The organism is Nostoc sp., from assembly GCF_036919495.1.
Lineage (GTDB): Bacteria > Cyanobacteriota > Cyanobacteriia > Cyanobacteriales > Nostocaceae > Nostoc.
In genome coordinates this window covers 1-21218 of sequence record NZ_JBALBZ010000020.1, presented here as the reverse complement: position 1 = coordinate 21218, position 21218 = coordinate 1, and the positions used below count along the sequence as shown (strand labels likewise).

The window sequence follows — 21218 nt, the reverse complement described above, 5'->3', positions numbered from 1 at the left end:
AATTCCCGAGACGAGTAGATTGCCAAAAGTGGCTTTCATCAGTGAATATTTTGGTAATATACCTGTTTTAAATCCTCTGCAACATAAGATTATTAGTTTGTTATGGCTATCACTTCATATCTATAGCAACCTCGTAGATAATTCCTTTTAATCAAAGGTAATTACACCAACAGTGAGTTAATACATGACTTTACAGAATTGGAGACGCAAGCGTGGCGTTGCACTTACTAACAAGGGGTTACAAAAAATTAAGGAAGCAAAGCATCAGTCAGAAGCAAGGGAAAATTTTGGAAACAGGTATACTCTTGAAGAAATGAGTGCGCGATCGGGATTATATTCCGCTACTATCTCGAAAGTATTGAATCGGGAAGGAGGAGTTGACAAACAGACTATTGAGAGGCTTTTTTTAGCTTTTAAGTTAAAAATAGAAAAAGGCGACTATTCAAGCTCAAATACTCGTCTAGATTGGGGAGAAGCTATCTTTAACTCAGTTTTTTATGGACGTACAGAAGAACTTAATACCCTAGAGCAATGGATTATTAATGAACACTGTCAATTAGTCGCATTATTGGGAATAGGAGGGATTGGGAAAACAACCCTATCTGTAAAATTTGCTCAACAGATTCAGGAAAACTTTGAGTATGTAATCTGGCGATCGCTACGAGAAGCACCGCCTGTTAAAATTATTCTAAGTAACCTAATCCAATTTCTATCTGACGAACAAGAAACAGAAGGTAATTTACCAGAAAGCTTTAGTGAGAGGGTATCGCGGCTACTCTATTATTTACAAAATTCTCGCTGTTTGGTGATCCTTGATAATGCAGAGTCAATTCTCCGCAGTGGGAGTCGAGCCGGACTTTATCGAGAAGGATATGAGGAATATGGTGAGCTTTTAAGACGGGTAGGAGAAGCAACTCACCAAAGCTGTTTAGTGCTGACTAGTCGTGAAAAACCAAAAGAAGTGGCATTATTGGAAGGACAAACACTACCTGTCCGCTCATTGTCACTGAGTGGGTTGAAAGTGGCAGAAGGGCAAGAAATCTTAAAACTCAAGGGGCTATCTGCGGCAGAGGATGAATGGAAAGTAATGATTGAACGTTATGCAGGCAATCCATTAGCCTTAAAGATAGTTGCCACAACCATTAAAGATGTTTTTGATGGTAATGTGACTGGATTTTTGCAACAAGACACAGCTGTTTTTGGAGACATTCGCGATATCTTAGAGCAGCAATTTGAGCGTTTGTCAGATTTAGAAAAGGAAATAATGTATTGGCTAGCGATTAATCGTGAGCCAATGGGGCTTCCAGAATTGCGAGACGATATTATATCACAAGTACCGCAAGCAAAACTAATGGAGGCTGTGGAATCTCTGGTAAGGCGATCGCTAGTTGAGAAAAATGCAATAACTTTCACCCTACAACCTGTAGTCATAGAGTATGTAACTCAGGTATTCATAGAGCAAGTCTGTGAAGAGATTACAACTGAGAATATTGAACTTTTTAGATGCCACGCTCTGATCAAGGCGAGTGCGAAAGACTATATAAGAGAAGCTCAAATCCGCCTCATCCTCAAACCGGTTCTTGATGAGCTGCTCACTATATTGAGAAGTAAAAAAGGCATTGAAAATCGACTAGCTAAAATTTTAGTAAAGCTACAGGAAGAATCGCCGCAAGAACTAGGGTACACAGGTGGAAATATTCTTAATTTGCTTTGTCAACTACAGATAGATTTAAGGGGTCATGATTTTTCTGAACTAACGGTTTGGCAAGCAGACTTGCGGAATGTGAAATTGCACGATGTAAATTTCCAAAACGCTGATCTAGCTAAGTCTGTCTTTGCTGAAGCCTTCGGTGGTATTTTGTCCGTAGCCTTTAGCCCCGACGGCAAACTTTTGGCTACGGGGGATAGCAATGGTGAGATTTGCTTACGAAATACTGCGGATGGCAAACAGATCCTCAACTGCAAGGGTCATACCAACTGGGTTGTATCACTTGCCTTCAATTCTGACGGTAGAACCCTTGCTAGCGGGAGTGCTGATTCTACTGTGAAATTGTGGGATGTCATTACAGGTCAATGCCTGCAAACCTTTTCGGAACACAATAATAGTGAGGTTTGGTCGGTAGCCTTTAGTCCAGATGGTAATATGCTAGTAAGTGGCAGTAATGACCATACAATAAGACTATGGAGTGTTAGTACCACTGAATGTCTCAGAATTTTCCGGGGACATACAAGTTGGGTAATTTCTGCGGTCTTCCATCCGGATGGTCAGACGCTAGTGAGCGGTAGTGATGACGACACAATTAGATTGTGGGATGTCAGCACTGGCGAATGTATCAAAACTCTACAGGGGCATGATGATGGAATACGATCAATCATTATCAGTCCAGACGGTCAGACAATAGCCAGTAGCAGTGATGACCAGACAGTAAAGTTATGGGACTTTGACACTGGTGAATGCATTAAAACTCTAGAAGGGCATCATGCTGCGGTCTGGTCAGTTGCCATTAATCCTCAAGGCAATATCATTGCTAGTGGCAGTTTCGACCACACAGTGAAGCTATGGAGCTTTAGCACTGGGCAATGTCTAAAAACCCTTCAAGGACATTCGGGTTGGGTATGCTCTGTCGTCTTTAGTGTGAAAGGGGATCTTCTCGCCAGTGGCGGTGAAGACCAAACAGTGAAGCTATGGAACATTAATACTGGTCAATGTCTCAAAACTCTCAGTGGTTATACTAGCCAAGTTTGGTCAATAGCTTACAGTCCGGATGGTCAGACATTAGCAAGCAGTAGTCACGATCAGACAGTGAGGTTATGGGATGTTAATACGAGTAAAACTTTGCAAATTTTCCAGGGGCATAGTGCTGCGGTTCGATCAGTTGCGTTTTGTCCAAAAGGGCAAACATTGGTAAGTGGCAGTGACGATAGAACAGTAAAGTTGTGGGATGTCAATACGGGTCAAGCCTTACAAACTTTACTGGGACATCATGCTCTAGTATGGTCAGTTGCTTACAGCCCTGATGGTCAAACTTTAGCAAGTGGCAGTCACGACTGTACGGTGAAGTTGTGGGATGTCAATAGGGGACAAGCCTTACAAACTTTCCAGGGGCATCGTGCTGCAATCCAGTCAGTTGCCTTTTGTCCTCAAGGGAAGACAGTAGCCAGTGGTGCTTGGGATCAGACAGTCAAGTTGTGGGATGTTAGCACTGGTGAGTGTAAAGGAACGTTAGAAGGGCATACGAATTGGGTTTGGTCAATTGCTTTTAGCCCGAATGGTAAATTGCTGGCAAGCGCCAGCTATGACGGAACAATCAGGTTGTGGAGTGTTAGTACTGGTGCTTGCCTCCAAACTTTCCAGGTTTGTGCAAATGGTATCGTTAAAGCAGTCGTCTTTAGTCGAAATGGTCAGATTATAGCTAGTAGCAGTCCCGATTACACAATTAAGTTATGGGACGTTGATACTGGTGAATGCAAAAGAACGTTACATGGACATTCAGCTTGGGTCTGGTCAATCGCTTTTAGCCCAGATAATCAAACTCTGGCTAGTAGTGGCGCTGATGAGACAATTCGACTTTGGGATATCAACACGGGCAAGTGCTTGAAAACTTTGAAAGCTAAGAAATTTTATGAAGGAATGAATATTAGGGGGGTTACGGGTTTAACTACTGCGACTATTGCTACTCTAAAAGGGTTGGGGGCAATTGCTTAGGAAAAACAGCCTCGGCAAGGAGTTATATAAAACCAGTAAAGATTTCACCGCTTGGAGGAACCTACAGCAATAAATGTTTAAAACGTCAGGTCAGTAGACAGGAGGTTTTCTCTGCTCAAAAGTGTCAATCCCTAATTGTTTAACTGTTACGGTATTTGAATTTAACTAGCATCTGAGCTTCTTCAAACCCTTAGTAGAAGCTAAACAATTGAGGGATATCAACTAGTAACTCAAGCCTTATTACTAAAGTATGTAGATAAGCCGAAACTAGAAATCACCCATAGGGATATCGCTTGCTAATCCTTTTGCGAATTCCTCAAACATGATTCTTTCCAACTCCAACTCTATGTCATCTAAAGTCTCTAAGTTGCTCTCGCTGAAGCTGCTAGCAGAATTATAAGGGCTGAAAGATTGCTGCTCGATAGCAGAATTACAAGAACTTAAAGATTGCTGCTCAACGGCTGTAATTTTTGCTGTTGCTGTTTCCATTATCTTTTTTTTAACTGTGCTAATTTGTACACTTTCTCAGTTGTCTTAAAAAAGTTGCGCTTGGCTGTTAGATAATTTCTAAGCTTTTAGCGGTTTTAACACATTCTGAATCTCCTCATCTGATATATAAGGTTCCTCAGGTGGGCTGAAGCGCAACAAGGCTGCTTGATAACAAGCTTTCGCCACGCGAACACGTTCTTCAGAAGTAAGACCAGCAATCATTGCAAGCGTTTCTTTTACGTGTTCTACCTCAGTGCTAACAGCACTGTGCGCGCGCAGGCAACGGGTAGCTGTGATACCTGGTGGTAGCAGTGCTTCCACACTCTGGATGTAACCCATCCCTATACATATCCCTAAACGTTCTGCTGTATAAGAATAGCCCACGCAATCAATTGGATCTGATCCCTGAACGCTCTGGGTGAAGTAATCCAGCAACGCCTTTGCAGCCGGAGGAACAAGTGCTTGCACAACAGCTTCGGCTCTATATCCCATCGACTCAATATCCCGTAAAGCGAGTAGGTCATGACCTGCCTCTTCTCTGGCTTTCTGTACAGCCCACTGTGCCAAACTATGACGATCTGCTGAAGCGAATCGCTCTTGCGCTTCCTCCATCAGTTTGGGTGTGGAATGGCACAAATGGTAAAAACCTGCAAGTCGCCATACCCAACGTGTAGGGGTTAGAGCTGGTGGTCTGCGCTCCGACTTCACTGTGTACCAAGCACATACTATTGCATTATTTAAAAGCTTTCGAGTTTTAGCTAAGGTGTCTGCATCAATAATCTTTTGAGTAAGGGAATAACCCATCCCCGGATGTTCGGGTTGATCTAACCAAGTCCGATTAGCAGTTTCCACAACTACTTCGTCAGACGAAATATGTATTGATTCAGTATCAATGAAAAATTTATCACACATGGTTCATTATGCATTCCTATATCTTCCAGGAGGTAAAATACTACTTTTGCTACAAAATAGAGATGGAGATAGCTGGACTAAGCTATAGGGTGTAAATGCAATCATCATTAATTAGCTACTATGTACTAATAGGGCTTTAAGATGTATATTATTGATGATAAGGCAAAAATATACAGTTGTATGATTATTTTTCTCAATGTATAGTATAGCACGTAAGTAGAATTACAGGTAGCGCGTACCGACTGTATCAAGCTTGCTACTTTACATTATTTTTACACCCTATCTTGGTTCAACGCCACTAATGCCCCAGTTAGGCAACGCTATTTTGAGATGCGGTTCTCATTCAACGAGACGAGTAGGCTGCCAAAGGAGGGTTTTATTTTGCCTCACAAAATTCTATAGACTCATATCTTGCACCAACAGTAGACACCCGTAAAAGATAAATAAAGAGCGCAAAATATAAAAGAATAACAAGAATGCTAATTCAAGAATACTGAGTAAGTATAGAAACAAATTTGTATGTGATAGTACACAGGGGACTTCCAAAGAATAAATTATTCCAAGAAAAACAAGAGACAATATTTTTGAGAATGATAATCATTGCTCTTGATGGAATAGTTTATTTTCTGGAAGTCCCTTAGATAACCTTCAGAGGCTTTAAGAGCGGCAAATAATCGATTGTTTGTCGAAGCAGTGTTATATCATTACCGAGCAGGCATTCCTTGGCGTGACTTACCAAATATTATCTGGCTGCTTCTGTCATTTGGCTCAATTGATGACACGCCCTAGGAATTCGCTAAGAAATTTAGTTCTACCGCTCCCCTTATACTGTGGTACTAAAATTCAGGTTTTATAAAGAAGCATTAAAACCTGAAAACCCAGTCTCTCTAAAATCTCTAAAATAGGGTAAGCGCATCTTGTCAAAAACAAAGCTCTAATCTCAATAAAGACCTAAATAATCGCATTAAATCCCGCTTATTGATAATAAATTAGGCGCAGGCGTAGCCCGTCGTAGACATCGCTATTAGCCTGTAGAAATCAACTGAACCCTAAATCCCTATTCTATGGTTAACTCATTAAATGTATGTTTTGTCAATCCCATTTTAGATGCGCTTACCCTGACGATAAATTAAGCTTTTTGACAATTTTTGCGTAAGTCCTGATTGAGTGATTTTATCGGATTATCGCCCGAAACTAGCAGAAAATTGGACGTAAACAAGGATATGCCAAAGTGATAATCTGTTGTTAAAAAACGAAACAGGGATTGCAACATAGATTGATTCTGTCTTACTCTGGAAAAACTACTATGCCAGTTTGAGTATCCTAAACTTTGGAAACCACAGCACATAACTGGCTCCCCTTTCCTCAGCGTCCTGTCGATAAACTTGTTCAAGAAAACACTTTGATAGCCTAAAACGATGAAAGCATCTGCTAATTTCGACTTTGAAGACGATAAATTTAATGCACCGCCTTCTCAAGTCCTTCCCTGGTGTCAGATGATTAATCCTCGATATGGCACAGATGGTATGCAATCCCACGGTTTGGCAATTAAGCTGGATAATGCCAATGCTGTCGGCTTTGTGCCAGATGATAATTGGCAGCAAGTGGAGCATGAATTTAGCTCTGGAGTCGAAACGGTCTTTATTTCCACTACTCCACGCGTGGTTATAGTGCGTCGGGGGCCATTGTCTGTCAAAGATCGGGAAAGTGGTTTAAAACTGGGTACGCTCAAAGAGAATTATGATGCTTTTTTAGCCGATAAACTTAAATTTAAAACCTTTACTCGCTATTTAATTTTTCTAGTGGGAGAGAATAAAAAGTTTTTACATGAATCACCACTACAACTAACTCTTAATGGTGCCGCTGGAGCGAGTTTCAGCAAAACCTATTGCGAATATCAACAAGGCAAAGTAGTTAGTGGATTCGTCGCTGAACTAGAAAAAGCTTATGCTGTTTACCGCAAGCAACCCTTAACACCAAAAGGGCCATTGTTCCACGCTCACGGCATTTTTTGTCCGATAATTGAATGTGAAGAAAGAGGTATTGAACCAAATACAGTTCTAGTAGCTTCAACTGTAGACTACAAACATCCCACGGTAGGGACTTTAACAGAATACTTAATTGCTTCCGATTCTCTTGAGTCTAGAATGATTTGCAAAACTTTTGAAGAATACAAAGATTTTGGGAAGGAACCTGTAAAATCAGAAACGCCTAAATTGGCGATGGCAGGAGTTTCCAACTCTTATGTTTATGCTGATGAAGATGATTTTGCTTATCCGCCGTACTAAAAAAAGTGAGGAGTGAGGAGTGAGGAGTGATGAGTTTTGAATTAATAACTCCTAACTCTTGTACAGACGCGATTAATCGCGTCTGTACTCCTAACTTTATTCTTTAAGCAGCAAATAATATAGTGAACCATTACCGCCTGTGATGCCAGCGCGATCGCCTGCTAGTTTACCAGACCCCATGAAATAATCTACCCTGCCTGGGCCTTTGATGGCGCTTCCTGTATCTTGGTCAAGCACAAAGCGGCTGACAGTACGCCTCTCTAGTTTGCCACCACCAGCAGGATAGGGAAATGAGTTATAAATCAGAGCTAGCGCTCCCGGTGGCATGAGAGACTTATCTGTAGCAATGGAACGTTCTGCTGTTACTGGCACATGAATACTGCCAGTAGCGGGTCTACCGCCTGTTTCTTGGAAGAAAATAAATCGTTCCCAGCGTGGTAGATAATTACTCAACTCCTGAGGCTTTTGTCGGAAGTAACTAATCATCCGTGGCATTGTCAATCCTGATAGTGGAAGTTTCCCATCTTTGGCTAGTTCTTTGCCGATACTAGTCCAAGGGTAATCAGTTCCACCTGCATAGCCAACTGACGTTGTTTTGCCATTAGTTAACTTAATTTGGGCAGAACCTTGGATATGTACCATGTATGCGTCTAAGCGATCGCGGAACCAAAGCAGTTCTAAACCGTGTAATTTGCTCTTATTCCCTTTTAAACCATCCTTCCCTTCCAAATCAATTCGTTTTGGGTGGGGTTTGCGCCATTGGCTAAAATTAGGTGGTAGCCGATAAAGAGGATATTTATATATTGCAGTCCTGACACGGCTGGCGGTGTAAACAGGTTCGTAGTAAGCAGTGAACTTAACAGTACCTTTGCCATCGTTACCTACAGACTGGTAAAAGACAAACTCTCGGCTGACAGCAGCTTGTAATTGCGCTGCTGACTTAGAACTGATAACCAGTTGGCGGAAGCGTAGCAAACTTCGGCGGACACGATCAAGGGTAATTTCCTTCATCGGATAATTTTGATATGCTGCGATCGCCTCACTTTTTGTTAGATAAACCAGACTGTTATCAATGGAAGCCAACAGCGCGTTGCGATCGCCTCCGGTGGGCGAAGCGCCAACGCCTATCTTACCCCTTTGACCCCAAATTTGCTCATCCCAACCCAAGCAAGTCTGCTGGAACCTACAATCGGGTTCGATAGCAATTGGTTTTAGCGGTGGCGTTATCTCAGGAGTAATCGGTACTGGCTGAGGTGGAAGATCAGGAGCTATGGGTACTGGTAACGGCAGGAAGTTAGGAACCTGAGCAACAGCCGACCAGAGAGGGTTTACAAAAGCAATTCCCAGACTTAAGGAAAGCAAAGCAAAGGTTTTTCTCATCATTTAGTTGAATCTTTCAACACTAGAACTAAAAACGGGTTCTACCCGGATTGCCACAACTCGGGAAGGTCTTACTACCATATATTCCCCTTGAATATTTTTGATCGGCACGCTAATAAAGTCATTTGAAGCAGATTTTGGCACAAGTTCGCCGCTATACCACTTCTGAAACTCTTGAATAGTAGGAAAACGTACTTCTTCTCGGTGGCCGCTTTCCAGTAGGAGGTATACGGAATATTCATTTGGTGTTCTAGCCATAAGAGTTGAATTATTTAAAAAACATTCAACCCATTGTTAACCACGTAACCCCCGAATGAAAAGGGTAAGCATACGGGAGGTTGGAAGTAAGGGGGACAACGGGACAAAGAGAATCACCAATGCCCAATCCCCAATGACTCTTCAGTGTAGACGCCTAATCCTTTAACCAGTTCCTGTAGCTCTTGCATAACTCTTCAATCAACTTCTGATAAGTTCTTGGCATTGTTCAGTTATTCAAAAGGCAAAATTTATGAAACTTTACTATCGTGGTCTGTACAGGGAGAAGTTGCCCTCATCTCTCAACCAGCAAGTACTTCAAAAGTTGCCGCACTGCCGATTTCTGAGGAATCATTAAAGCTTCAATAATAATATGGTAGCAAGCCGAACTGGAGTTTAAGGAGTCATGAACTTTTAGTACAATCCTCAAAACTCTTCAAATCTCAGCACTACCTACTTACTTTCTATCTCAAGAAACCTTACTAAAGCTGGTAGTTGTGCCAAGATTAATTTGAGGACTTAAGGCTTGTGACACAATGTTAGGACAATTATTAGACGGACGTTACCAAGTTCTCCAGGTCTTAGGTAAAGGTGGATTCGGTCAAACCTACATAGCACAAGACACCCACCGACCAGGATTCCCGAAATGCGTTGTCAAACACCTTAAGCCCATCACTCGTAGCCCTGAATTTCTCGAAACTGCCAGACGGCTATTTACCAGTGAGGGAGAAACACTAGAACAACTGGGTAATCATGACCAGATACCTCGGCTTTTAGCTTATTTTGAACACAACCAAGAGTTCTTCTTGGTGCAAGAGTTCATTGAAGGGCATACTCTAAAAGCAGAACTGTCTCCCAATCAAGCTTGGACAGAAGAGAAAGTAATTCAACTTCTCCAACAGATGTTGGCTATTTTGCAATTTATTCACAGCCGCAACGTTATCCATCGAGATATCAAGCCGGACAATATAATTAGGCGGCGACAAGATGGCCAATTAGTGCTAATTGACTTTGGCGCAGTCAAACAAGTCCAAACTCAACTGCTTACACTTCCAGGGCGCACGGAGGCTACTATTGCCATTGGCACCCCAGGATATATGTCTACAGAACAGGGTCAAGGTAAGCCGCGCCCCAACAGCGATATTTATTCCTTGGGCATTATTGCTATTCAATCGCTGACGGGGTTAAATCCGATAAACTTTGAGGAAGACCCAGATACTGGAGAAATTTCTTGGCAGCATCAAGCTAACGTTAGTTCTGGGTTGGCATCTGTGCTGTCTAAGATGGTGCTACACCACTTCAAACAGCGCTATCAGTCTGCGGCTGAAGTTCTACAAGTGCTTAAGCATCTCGATACTAAAATAGAAGCGCCATCACTTCAAGAATCATTTTTTACACAACCGCCTGAAACTTCACTTTCTCAAAAAAACTCAATCAAATATCCGCATACTTCTATTCTGTCACCGGAAAATTACAGTCGCTTGGAAACCATTCTTTTGGAATTTGTCGGCCCCGTTGCCTCAAGATTACTACGACAAGTTGCAGCATCAGCGCCCAACTGTGAAGAATTAATTAGTCAATTGGGCGTTCATCTTCGAGGAAATCAACAAATTGATTTTAAGAATAAAACAAGGTTTTTACTAGATAAACGTACTTCACTACAGGAACTTACTGTTAAATCTGAATTTAAGCCAAATAATTTACCAAACCAAGAACCTCAAGTAATCAGCGATAGCTTTGTGCATCAGTGCGAACGAGAATTGGCTGATTTAATTGGGCCAATAGCTAGGTTCTTAGTCCAAAAAGCTGTTAGGTCTTCTGGGCAAAGTTCTCGTGCAGAATTTGTGAATGTTTTAGCATCACAAATTCCCGAACCTCAAAAAGCTTTGCAATTTCAGCAACGCCTACTTTCTTAATTTTTTAACCATTGCGTTTTTATCTCCATAAATTACGTAGCTTGCTTCTCGCCGGAGGCGAGTATTACGAATTATTAGCTCTGGTTATTCAGCATTTCCATAGCTATTTTTAAGCTAGATTTCATCCGATTAAATGCTTCTGCTAATCCGCCAATTTCATCTTTAGAGCTTTCTTCAAAATCAGCATTCATATCACCAATGCTAACTTTTTGAGCTATTTTTTCTATTTTTCTGATGCGTTTAATCACATATTTTTTGATTAAAAAGTTAATTACGAAAACTACGATCGCAAAGATCGCAATTAAAAGTCCCATTATCCATATCCAAGTCCGTTTGGCATTGGCAAAAATCTCTTCAGAAGGAACAGAGACTATTTGGGCAGAAACAATATCATTTAGCTGCCAGCCAAAACCATTTTCAGAACCATAAGCTGCCAACTGACTTTTAGGAGCCTGAGCTGGTGTAGAATGACACCGCAGACATTCCTGCTGTGTAATCTTAAGTGGTTGTGCAATATAAAATACTTCGCCTTCTGACAAGGTGCGAAAGCCGGTAATTTCTAGAGTATTGGGTTCGTTGCGAAAACGCTCTACAAGTTGAGTTTCAAAATTATCGGCTTTATCTGCTAAATTAGTTGGATTAAGTGTTGCATCTTTATGAAAAAAGTTGCTATATTGCGAGTCTTTACGAAAATTTTCAAAAACCTCTTTAGCGGAAAAAGTTGGTATTACTTCAGGCGTGAACGTTGAGTTTAATTCTACTCTCGGTTCCAATAGGGGAACTATATGATGTTGTGTATAGTTTCGAACCGCGTTTACCATTTGGATAAGAATCTCCGCTTGGGAAACCACTTCATTTTGCGCCCTTCTCTGAAGTACACTGGATAAGGCAACGCCACTACCCAAAATACTGATAATGAAAACTAATACTAAAATTAAGTTAAATTTAGCACCTATTTTTAAGTTTTTTAACGTAATGTTGTTTAACATAACCTAACCAACTAAGACAGTATCTGAGTTTATCTAATATTTATTTATACCTGTTAGAAATAATCTTACAAAATTTAAATAAATATTAATGTTTTGTCGTAATATAACTAATTTAGACAGTAATCAAACCTATCTAAATTAGTCTTGACCAAGCTATTCCCTGAAGCATAATTAGTAATGTTTTTGCGATTTCCTCGTCGTTTTTTTCTGTTTAATCTGCTAGGTTTGACATTTGCCGCTTGTCAATCACCACGGGACTTTGAGGGCACATTAACTATTGGTGTTATCAACTATGGTGGAGGCGAACAAATAATTAAGCAATATGCCAAATTTAATAATTACTTGGGCGAGAAGACAAAAACATTAATTCAGCTAGAGCCTGCTTTTAATGAAAACAAAGCGATTGAGCGCCTTGAGGCTCGTGCTTGGTCGTTAATATTTGCTCCACCAGGTTTAGCAGCGATCGCGATCGCACGTCACCAATATGTTCCTCTGTTTCCTTTAATAGGTATTAGTAATTTGCGTTCAATCTTTGTTGTTCGCAAAGACAATCCAATATCTGACTTAAAACAACTACAAGGTCAAACAATCGCTTTAGGTCAGTTAGGTTCAGCAACAGGATATTATTTCCCCCTTTACAATCTTTTTGGTACAACAATAGCACAAATTCTATTTGCACCTACGCCCAAAGCCGCGTTGGAATTGGTCGCTGAGGGAAAAGCGATCGCCTGTGCTGTCTCGGAGGCTGAATTGAGTCTCTACGGTTCACAGTTGGGTTCAACCCAATTCCGCATTTTATTTAAAGATCCTCACTATGTGCCCTTGGGTGTGGTCTTGATTGGGCCTAATGTTGAACGTAACCGTCAAGAGTTCATTCGTAAAGTAATGAGCGATGCGCCTTCAGGTTTAGCTGAAGAAGTAGGTTATATACCCAATGGACAAGTACCAGATTATAAATATATGATTTCTGTGGTTGATCGAGTTAATTCCATTACTTCTAAGCTGCAAAATAAACCTGTTCGCTTATTTTAAATACTCATTCAAGGAGGTTTTTATAAATTGCTCAATAAAACAATTTAAATCGTGCTAGCTGATTTTGAAGCGTTTCTGTGAGGATTTTATTTAGTTCTGTGGTGTCTTGGAATTGCAAAATTTGCTGTGTCGGTAAGTCGAAGGGAAATTGCCCTTCAAAGTCTGGGCGTTGCATCTGGGCTAGTAAAATCTGTTCAGACCGCTTACTTTGGATAGCATAGCCAATCTCAATACAGACATTCGGGCTAGGAATTACTTGGGGAGTTTCTTTACCATCAATACTAGCAATGGGTGTGGTGTCAGCGATAAATAACAAACTCTTACGGATTTTTCGCATGATCGTGCGGTTAATTCGTACAGTCGCATCACTGGGGCGAGAGGATTCTACTAATGTTAGGGGAAGGCGCGATCGCTTGTTTAAACTGTCCAAACTTTTTCGCAGTTCTTCTCTTAAAACATTTGTGGCTGCGGCATACTCTGTTTGATACGATAAAAAAATCGTTGGTTCTAACTGAGCCAACAGCGCCTGTTTAGTAAAATAAATTTCATGACTAATTAAGTCAATGTTGGCAACGCAATAGCCACCACTACCTTCAATATAAAATTCAATATTTTCTCCTTCCAGATAGCGTCCAAACCAAGTTGATTTCCTAACTTCGTCGCTTTCTTCTAAAAAGTCGGCTCGTAAGGCTGATCTCAGCAGGCTTTTTTTACTTAAGCGAATGTCTGGCGGACGTTTTTCCAGTTCTGGAATCGGCTCGTAATCCTGTAGATACCACGCTCTGAGCGCAATAATTGACATAAGGCGCTATTTAAACTATTTTTCACTATTTAACTTCGTATAATCTTACACTAAGAGGAGTCCCTATCTCAGACTTCTCTTTAAACACAACAACACCCAAACCTCTACTCGCTGAACTATTTCCTGTCATTATTTATCATAGCCAGGGATGTACCAACTTTCATCGCTTGTGTAAACAAGTTATAAAAACTAGTTACAGCGCCCCCTAATCTTCCATTTTTGAGGAAATAGCAGTTTTTGCCTTGGGTGTTGTTGTATTTTGACGATACAGATTTAAGTTAAACAGCGTCTTTTACCTCTTATTACATTTCAAATGCAGCTGTTATTATCTGCCAAGGGAAGCTTTATTAGCTTCTATTATTAAATTATCACTTCTGGATAGAAAGGATTTTTTTTGCAACTAAACTTTACTTTAGTCATTGGTCATTTGTCTCAGTCAGGGTTTAAATCTCCGTCTGAAATGTCTTTAATTTTGAATTTTGAATTGTTAACAAAGTTTGGGGGTTAAGTCCCCTGCTTCTATCAAGCAGCGCGTTTTGTGTCGGTGTCTAAATCCCCGTCACAAAACGTAATTGCGTTAGCGACGTAGGAGCGTCATTGCGAATTGTTTTAACGATTCCTCTAGCTTTAGCGATCTATTGTGGATAGAGGCGTGACGGGAATTTCAATCCAGAACTCTGTACCTTTGCCAGGTTCTGAAATGCACTCCATTATTCCACTATGTTTTTCGACAATTATTTGATAGCTGATTGCCAATCCTAGTCCTGTACCCTTACCCACAGGTTTGGTAGTGTAAAACGGATCAAAAATCCGCTTTTTAACCTCTTCAGTCATCCCAGCTCCATTGTCGCTAATACGAATTAATAGACGAGAGTCGTCTCCTGAGACTCTAGTGGAAATGTGGATAGTGGGCATTGGGTATTGGGTATTCTTCTTGTCCCTCCTACTCCCATTCTCCATTTCTAGCGCATCTATAGCATTGCTGATAATATTCATGAATACCTGATTCATTTGACCGGCATAGCATTCCACCCGTGGTATGTTGCCATAGTCTTTAATGATCTCAATGCCAGGGAATTCACCATTACCTTTGAGCCGATGTTGCAGAATCAATAAGGTGTTGTCAATGCCTTCATGCAAGTCAACACGCTTGTTTTCAGCCTCATCCAAGCGAGAAAAACTGCGTAACGACAGCACTATTGAACGGATGCGATCGCTTCCTACTTGCATTGAAGTCATGATTTTCGGGAGGTCTTCTACCAAAAATTCAAAATCCATCGCTTTGATAGCGGCGCTAATTTCACTATGAGGGTGGGGATAGTGTAACTGGTAGAGACGTAAAATTTCTAGTAGTTGTCTGGTGTAATCATTGGCGTGGCAGAGGTTAGCGTAGATAAAGTTTACAGGGTTGTTGATTTCGTGGGCGACACCCGCCACCAACTGTCCTAAGCCGGACATTTTTTCGGTGTGAATCAATCTTGTCTGTGTTTCTTGGAGTTCATGTAGGGTATGCTCTAACTGGGCGGCTTGGTTTCTAGCTTCAGTTTCTGCATTACAAGTTTGTTCGTAGAGTTGTGCTTGTTGAATAGCGATCGCAGCCTGATCTCCTAGCTGTTGCAATAAATCAATTTCTCCATTCTGCCAATCTCTGGGAGCCTCACACTCATGGACTATTAGTAACCCCCATACTTCCAGACCTATATTAATCGGAACTATTAAGGTTGCTTGCACTTGCAGACTCTGCAAAAACTCTCGATGACAATCATGTAAAGAAGCTGTCAAAACGTTGTTAATTGCCCGGACTCTGCCCAGACTATATAGAAAACTATACTCATCAGGAAAGCAATCGGCTGGGGCATTTATTCCCAAAACTGACTGCCAATTGCCATTAATCTCTTCGACAATCACCGATTTCCTCTTAAGTTCAAAAATCACCACCCGGTCTGAGTTTAGCAGGGCCCGGACTTCTCGAACGATGGATTGCAGAGTTGTCTGCAAGTCTAATGTGCGGCGAATATGCTCTGTGACTTGCTTGAGTACTTTGGTAAATAGTAATGATTTTTCGAGTTCATAAGTTTGCTCTTGCACCCGCAGTTCTAGGTTGGCATTCAGGGTTTGTACCTGTTTAAACATCTGTTGCTGCTGAATTGCCATTGAGAAATGATCGTACAAGGCTTGCGCTAATGAGATGTCTTCTGGTTTCCACTCAACTGATTGCCCCTTTTTTTGCTCTCGCCAAAGCTCAAAGGAAAGCTGTGGTAATAGTTGCCGCCGATTTTGTTCACATCGTCCCGCCCACAAGATTTCCGTTTCAAATTCACAGCGAAAGATGCTTAATACACCGATAAATTTTTCGCGGTAATGTAGGGGAATCACCAGAAGTCCGCGAATTTGAGTAGAACGGAATGCTAAAGCCAAAACTCGCAAATGTGGTTCTTTATACAGGTCAGTTGTTGCCCAAATATTACCTTGTTTAGACTCAGCCATCCAGTTTTGCCAGATGGGATGCTGTTCGATAATACTGTTATCTAACTCGTAGGAGAGTGTCGGTTGATCGCCCCAGGTGTATAGTTCCTGACTGTGTTCAATGTAAAGTCTGCCACCTGTTCCATTGAAGGCAGTAATAACTTCTTCTAGCGCCCCCTGCAATTGGATTGTCGGCAGTTTATGTAATAGTGTGGTAACTCGGTTAATACTAGCTTCTCGCTCTTGCTTGGCGCGGGCTGCGGTGAGTAGATTACTTTGAGCGATCGCGATCGCAACTTGGTCAGCTACTTGCTGCAAGACTTTTAGTTCTCGCTTCAAAATCTTTCGCGGTTCACTTTGGTGAGATACCAACAATCCCCACAATTTAGGCTTTGCCGATTGTTCTTGTGGATCGCAATCTAAAATTGGTACTATCAACGAAGACTGCACACCCATTGCCTTTAAGTATTGAATATGGCACGGGTCTACCTGCCGATAGTGGATATTAGTTTCAAGACGTTTGCCAATTTCTTTTGACTGTAGAGGCGATAACCCGATCTTTCCATTTGCCACATCCACAATGGAACGTTGCTGTGCTAAGAGAAACATCTCCCTAGCTTCTTGTGGAATATCATCAGCTGGGAAGCGCTGCCCCAATAAGGACGGCAGACGTTGCTCATGGATAGATTCAGCAATGACTTCACCACTACCATCGCTATCAAAACGATACACTTTTACCCGATCTGCACCCAAAAATAAACGCACCTGGCTAACGGTAGTCGTTAATATCTCTTGCAGGTCAAGCGATCGCCTGATCTGGTTTATCATCTGGTGTAGTAAAGTTTCTTGGTCTAAGCTTTGCTGCAACCCTTTTGGTTTATCGAGAAATGTCATTGCCTATATACACCATGACTGAAGTATAATTTTTTTTATAATTGTCATCGATCGGAATTTTAAACTTAACAATGCCTTGATTTTCATGCCATTTCCAAAAATTCCTGCTACAAATGCGTTTGCTCTGGGCGTACATCTGTTGCAAATATTTTTGAAAATGGATTTAGAGGATATTTGAAAAGGATCAGATATTTTGCTTGTTCTCTCGAACCCTTCTAAAGTGGATTTAGGGAGATATCAAACTATTTATTTGTATCATTAGATACTTTAAAAACACCCTTTCAAAGCTAAAGTTAAAAAAATCTTAATCATTAACACCTATTAATTTTATATTCACAATGATTAAACTATTTCAGTAATTTTACTTAATTTATTTACTGAAAAAACTACGTTAAATTAAAATATTTTTCCCTCTTTTTACTCATCAATGCAATTAATTAAAATTTTTTCAAAGAAATAACTAAATTCTTGGCAACTGTTTCAAAGATTTTGGGCTGGGGAATTTTACTATTCTCCGTGGAATTACTGATTTTATGTTGAATGTAACTATAGCAGTCCTAAATCATTCGTGAACAACAAGATCCCCGACTTTTTAAAGAAGTCGGGGATCTGAGCCTCTCGATTTTCACAACTCATTTAGGATCGCTATATCTTGATTAAATTATTCGTAAATTACCGTTAAAGATAATAAGTTACGGATTTCTTCACGCACACTCATGAGGGTTTTACCGAGATAGTTTTGACCGGCTCTATTAGCACCACAGCCCCAAAAAGAATCGGTTGGGGAGTTTTCAACCAAAACTTCATCGCCTGTCTTCAAGAGAACTTCTCTAATATCAATATGAGTGATAAACTTTTTGAGGACAGCTTCTCGCATAATTTCAGTTTTGACCAAATCCCAGTCTCGACGGAGTTGGCGAGTGCTACATCTTCCCAACGCGGCAGCTTCTTCTGGGGTTGCGGCAGCATGGATGAGTGGTATAATTCCCGCATCTGTGCTGCCAACAAACTTTTGAGCTTGATAATAATGCTCAACCGTTGGCCAGTAACTACCTTGGATATGGATTTCGTGGGGAGAAAAGTTAGAAAAACAGCCATAAGGCTGCCAAACCTTATAAAAGTAAATGGTCATTTGAAAATTGCTCTTTTATATATTCAATTTCAGGGTAGCTGAAAGATCGCACTCGCAACCCAAAATCGAGCTGATCAGACAGATTTTCTCTCGGTTCATATCACTAGGGATTCTTCCCAACGGCTTATAAAGATTATCCTTATAAAGATTATCAAACTTCACTCTAAGAATTGGGCATGGTCTAGCGATCGCTCAATTTTCTAACTTCATCGGTAAGGTGAGGGTAAATGCTGTTTGACCAAAAGATGTTGAGTCAAGAGTAAGGTTGCCATGATGGGCGCGGGCAATTTCACGAGCTAGGCCCAGTCCCAGTCCGATGCCTTCTATGTTGCGGGTTCGAGCCGGATCGCCGCGATAAAAGCGGTCAAAAATGCGATCGCGTTCACGTTCATGTGCGCCGGAGGCATCGCTCAGAGGAATATCTTTGGATGCATTGGCAATGGTAACGTAGAGAGTTGTTTGAATTTGATGAGCGCGAATTTGTATCCAGCCGTTGGCGAGATTGTATTTGATGGCATTACTGAATAGGTTTTGCAAAACTTGAATGAGAAGATCGCGATCGCCCTGTACCCGTAGCCCGTCAGTGAAATCAGTTTGTACACTCAAGTGGGGAGCTAACATTTCCACATCTTCTAACATCTCCATCAGTAACTCAGACATATCCACCTCAACCAAATACAAACTCATTTTTCCCGCATCTGCTAGAGATAGCAGCAAGAGTTTCCGCATAATTCCACTCAGGCGGCGCACCTCATCCAACAAGTTACTTAAGCGCTGTTGCACTTCACTTCCAGGATCAACCTGTTGCAGCGTTCGTTCTAGTTCGCCTTGCAAAATAGTCAGTGGGGTTTTCAGTTCATGAGCCGCATCACCACTAAAACGAGAAGCTTGGGTAAAACTCCGTTCCAAGCGTTCCAACATTTGGTTAAATACTTGAATCAGTTCGACAAATTCCACATCAGTTGTCCCAATTGGAATCCGTTGATCTAGTCCTTTGACGGTTACCTGTTGAATAATATCTGTTAATTGCCGGATGGGACGCAAAGCACTACCAGAAACCAACCATGCACCGATCGCAACCAGCAAAAGCGCTCCCGGAATTGAAATCAGAAAGATATTTTGAATCGTTGCCATTTCTTGATTGACGGCTTGCATATTAACAGCAATGGCAACCTGAACATTAGGAAATTTAGCTGCCCCAATCCGCCAAGCTGCTGTTTTTGTTTGCTCAGTGACAAATTGAGTTGGGCGGGGACGAAGAAAAGGTGGTGGCTGAACAGATGGGTTTATATTGGGGGGTGGCGGTGGTTGTCTCTGCGGGCGTGGTGGTATAGGTATCAACTGAAGACGCTTAAGCAGCAAACGATTTACCTCAACGTCGGTAGATAGGGAATTGGATTGATAAAGTATGTTGTTGTTTGGATCAAGCACCAGTAGGGCAATGGGGGTTTTTGTATTGCTTCCGAAGGAATATGATAATGAATCTTCGTAAAATTGCCATTGTGAGCGTCGGCTTTCTTTGTCCAGAAATTCCGGAGGTTCCCCGCGGGGAGGCAAGTTTGGAGTTGCCCGCATCAAGTAATTTAAAAGTTCTGCATCAAGACGGCTAATTTTCGCATTGTAAATCTGAAACCAGGAGATTGCGCCAAAGCCGACTAATGTGCTTCCAGCTAGAGCCGCAGACAACAGGGCAATTCGGAGGCGAAACGAAGGGAGTTTCATGAGCTAGAATCTGGCTTGCGAAATCGGTATCCAACCCCTCGAATGCTTTCAATCCAGACTGCTTGATCGATGGGGTCAATTTTTTTACGAATTCGCTGAATACAAACATCCACAACGTTGGTGTTAGGGTTAAAGTCGTAGCCCCAAACGTGTTCTAAGATTTGGGTACGGGTGAAAACTCTTCCGGGAGAGCGCATGAGATACTCCAGAAGATTAAACTCGCGGCTGGTGAGTTCTATGGCTTGGCGATCGCAAGTGACTTCCCTAGTGATGCGATCGAGTTTGATAGGGCCTACGCAAAGCAGATTTTGGCGCTCGCTCCCACTCCGGCGGACAACGGCATGAATTCGAGCCGCTAACTCTTCCACAAAAAACGGTTTAGCAATGTAATCATCGGCCCCTAAATTTAGTCCTTCCAAGCGATCGTTTAGTTCATTCCGAGCCGTCAACAAAATCACTGGGGCATTTCGACCTTTCTGCCGCAAGAGTTTCAGAATTGATAGTCCATCCTTTCCCGGCACCATAATGTCGAGTACGATCGCATCATATTCATTTTCTAATGCTCGCAGATATCCTTCATCACCGTTGTCACAGTAGTCTACAACAAATCCCTGCTCTTTCAATCCGGCCCGGACAAAGTTAGCAATTTTTGCTTCATCTTCGACAAATAGAACGTTCACAAGTATTTATTAGTTCATATATTGCTTCATTCTAGATTCATTACCTTTCTGCTTAAATTACAAAACTGTAATTCAGAAAGCATGTGGACTGTAATTTTAAGGTGGCTTAATTAGAAATATCAACACACTACCTTTTGAAGGTTGATTTTTATGAATATTCGTCGAGTACTAGTTGTAACAGCGATTCCGGTTCTGGTTGGCACATTTGGTTTTATTTCACTCAATCAAGCAAATGCCGCTAGTAAATTTTCTCAAATTGCACAGGCGCAACTACCGCCCAACCAACCACCGAATCCACAGGGGCGACCACCTCGACCTGATTTGAAGGCGGCGGCGGCAAAGTTAGGAGTTAGTGAACAACAGTTAAAGAATGCATTGGGAGTTCCTGCTAATCCTCCCAATCCAGGCGATCGCAATCAACGTCCACCTCGACCTGATTTGAAAGCGGCGGCGGTAAAGCTAGGAGTTAGTGAACAACAGTTAAAGAATGCATTGGGAGTTCCTGCTAATCCTCCCAATCCAGGCGATCGCAATCAACGTCCACCTCGACCTGAT

General features: G+C 41.6%; 14 protein-coding genes and 1 pseudogene. 5 read left to right on the top strand and 10 right to left on the bottom strand.

The window, feature by feature from the left end; genetic code table 11:
* The first annotated feature begins 184 nt into the window (after window positions 1-184).
* Window positions 185-3706, top strand: coding sequence for an NB-ARC domain-containing protein (locus tag V7K25_RS02105; protein ID WP_335154635.1), 3522 nt, complete (start codon window positions 185-187; stop codon window positions 3704-3706).
* A gap of 267 nt (window positions 3707-3973) precedes the next feature.
* Here V7K25_RS02105 and V7K25_RS02100 read toward each other — a convergent pair whose 3' ends face one another.
* Both V7K25_RS02100 and V7K25_RS02095 read right to left on the bottom strand, forming a co-directional pair.
* Window positions 3974-4195 (bottom strand): hypothetical protein, encoded by a 222-nt coding sequence (locus V7K25_RS02100; protein ID WP_335154633.1) that lies wholly within the window; start codon window positions 4193-4195, stop codon window positions 3974-3976.
* A gap of 78 nt (window positions 4196-4273) precedes the next feature.
* The gene (locus tag V7K25_RS02095) at window positions 4274-5107 is read right to left on the bottom strand and encodes a hypothetical protein (RefSeq protein WP_335154631.1); all 834 of its coding nucleotides are present in this window, start codon (window positions 5105-5107) and stop codon (window positions 4274-4276) included.
* Window positions 5108-6525: 1418 nt separating this feature from the next.
* On the opposite strand from V7K25_RS02095, the gene V7K25_RS02090 reads away from it, so the two are divergent.
* Complete coding sequence (locus V7K25_RS02090; RefSeq protein ID WP_335154629.1) at window positions 6526-7395, top strand: DUF5895 domain-containing protein; 870 nt, start codon at window positions 6526-6528, stop codon at window positions 7393-7395.
* A gap of 96 nt (window positions 7396-7491) precedes the next feature.
* Here V7K25_RS02090 and mltA read toward each other — a convergent pair whose 3' ends face one another.
* Entirely contained in the window at window positions 7492-8775 is a 1284-nt protein-coding gene (gene mltA / locus V7K25_RS02085; protein ID WP_335154704.1) for a murein transglycosylase A, read from the bottom strand.
* Between the two features lie 3 nt (window positions 8776-8778).
* A complete protein-coding gene (locus tag V7K25_RS02080; protein ID WP_335154627.1) occupies window positions 8779-9033 on the bottom strand; it encodes a hypothetical protein in 255 nt (84 codons plus the stop codon).
* A gap of 533 nt (window positions 9034-9566) precedes the next feature.
* On the opposite strand from V7K25_RS02080, the gene V7K25_RS02075 reads away from it, so the two are divergent.
* Window positions 9567-10946: a serine/threonine-protein kinase gene (locus V7K25_RS02075; protein ID WP_335154625.1), complete on the top strand. Its 1380-nt coding sequence runs from the start codon at window positions 9567-9569 to the stop codon at window positions 10944-10946.
* 74 nt (window positions 10947-11020) lie between these two features.
* Here V7K25_RS02075 and V7K25_RS02070 read toward each other — a convergent pair whose 3' ends face one another.
* A complete protein-coding gene (locus tag V7K25_RS02070) occupies window positions 11021-11935 on the bottom strand; it encodes a c-type heme family protein (RefSeq protein WP_335154623.1) in 915 nt (304 codons plus the stop codon).
* Between the two features lie 177 nt (window positions 11936-12112).
* Here V7K25_RS02070 and V7K25_RS02065 point away from each other — a divergent pair, with 177 nt between their 5' ends.
* The gene (locus V7K25_RS02065) at window positions 12113-12967 is read left to right on the top strand and encodes a phosphate/phosphite/phosphonate ABC transporter substrate-binding protein (protein WP_335154621.1); all 855 of its coding nucleotides are present in this window, start codon (window positions 12113-12115) and stop codon (window positions 12965-12967) included.
* A gap of 31 nt (window positions 12968-12998) precedes the next feature.
* On the opposite strand, the gene V7K25_RS02060 is transcribed toward V7K25_RS02065, so the two are convergent.
* The 5 genes from V7K25_RS02060 to V7K25_RS02040 form a co-directional block, all read right to left on the bottom strand.
* A complete protein-coding gene (locus tag V7K25_RS02060; RefSeq protein ID WP_335154619.1) occupies window positions 12999-13769 on the bottom strand; it encodes a hypothetical protein in 771 nt (256 codons plus the stop codon).
* 627 nt (window positions 13770-14396) lie between these two features.
* Window positions 14397-17129, bottom strand: coding sequence for a GAF domain-containing sensor histidine kinase (locus V7K25_RS02055; RefSeq protein WP_335154617.1), 2733 nt, complete (start codon window positions 17127-17129; stop codon window positions 14397-14399).
* A gap of 661 nt (window positions 17130-17790) precedes the next feature.
* A complete protein-coding gene (locus tag V7K25_RS02050; protein ID WP_335154615.1) occupies window positions 17791-18261 on the bottom strand; it encodes an NADAR family protein in 471 nt (156 codons plus the stop codon).
* A gap of 192 nt (window positions 18262-18453) precedes the next feature.
* A complete protein-coding gene (locus V7K25_RS02045) occupies window positions 18454-19983 on the bottom strand; it encodes an ATP-binding protein (RefSeq protein WP_335154613.1) in 1530 nt (509 codons plus the stop codon).
* The gene (locus tag V7K25_RS02040; protein ID WP_335154611.1) at window positions 19980-20663 is read right to left on the bottom strand and encodes a response regulator transcription factor; all 684 of its coding nucleotides are present in this window, start codon (window positions 20661-20663) and stop codon (window positions 19980-19982) included. The genes V7K25_RS02045 and V7K25_RS02040 overlap by 4 nt, the downstream gene beginning before the upstream one ends.
* A 150-nt stretch (window positions 20664-20813) precedes the next feature.
* Here V7K25_RS02040 and V7K25_RS02035 point away from each other — a divergent pair.
* Window positions 20814-21218, top strand: a pseudogene (locus V7K25_RS02035) (hypothetical protein); the annotation flags it as partial.

Coding starts and splice junctions, on each gene's coding strand:
- V7K25_RS02050 (WP_335154615.1), bottom strand. CDS start 18,261: ATGACCATTTACTTTTATAAGGTTTGGCAGCCTTATGGCTGTTTTTCT.
- V7K25_RS02060 (WP_335154619.1), bottom strand. CDS start 13,769: ATGTCAATTATTGCGCTCAGAGCGTGGTATCTACAGGATTACGAGCCG.
- V7K25_RS02065 (WP_335154621.1), top strand. CDS start 12,113: ATGTTTTTGCGATTTCCTCGTCGTTTTTTTCTGTTTAATCTGCTAGGT.
- V7K25_RS02070 (WP_335154623.1), bottom strand. CDS start 11,935: ATGTTAAACAACATTACGTTAAAAAACTTAAAAATAGGTGCTAAATTT.
- V7K25_RS02055 (WP_335154617.1), bottom strand. CDS start 17,129: ATGACATTTCTCGATAAACCAAAAGGGTTGCAGCAAAGCTTAGACCAA.
- V7K25_RS02080 (WP_335154627.1), bottom strand. CDS start 9,033: ATGGCTAGAACACCAAATGAATATTCCGTATACCTCCTACTGGAAAGC.
- V7K25_RS02075 (WP_335154625.1), top strand. CDS start 9,567: ATGTTAGGACAATTATTAGACGGACGTTACCAAGTTCTCCAGGTCTTA.
- mltA (WP_335154704.1), bottom strand. CDS start 8,775: ATGAGAAAAACCTTTGCTTTGCTTTCCTTAAGTCTGGGAATTGCTTTT.
- V7K25_RS02105 (WP_335154635.1), top strand. CDS start 185: ATGACTTTACAGAATTGGAGACGCAAGCGTGGCGTTGCACTTACTAAC.
- V7K25_RS02090 (WP_335154629.1), top strand. CDS start 6,526: ATGAAAGCATCTGCTAATTTCGACTTTGAAGACGATAAATTTAATGCA.
- V7K25_RS02045 (WP_335154613.1), bottom strand. CDS start 19,983: ATGAAACTCCCTTCGTTTCGCCTCCGAATTGCCCTGTTGTCTGCGGCT.
- V7K25_RS02100 (WP_335154633.1), bottom strand. CDS start 4,195: ATGGAAACAGCAACAGCAAAAATTACAGCCGTTGAGCAGCAATCTTTA.
- V7K25_RS02095 (WP_335154631.1), bottom strand. CDS start 5,107: ATGTGTGATAAATTTTTCATTGATACTGAATCAATACATATTTCGTCT.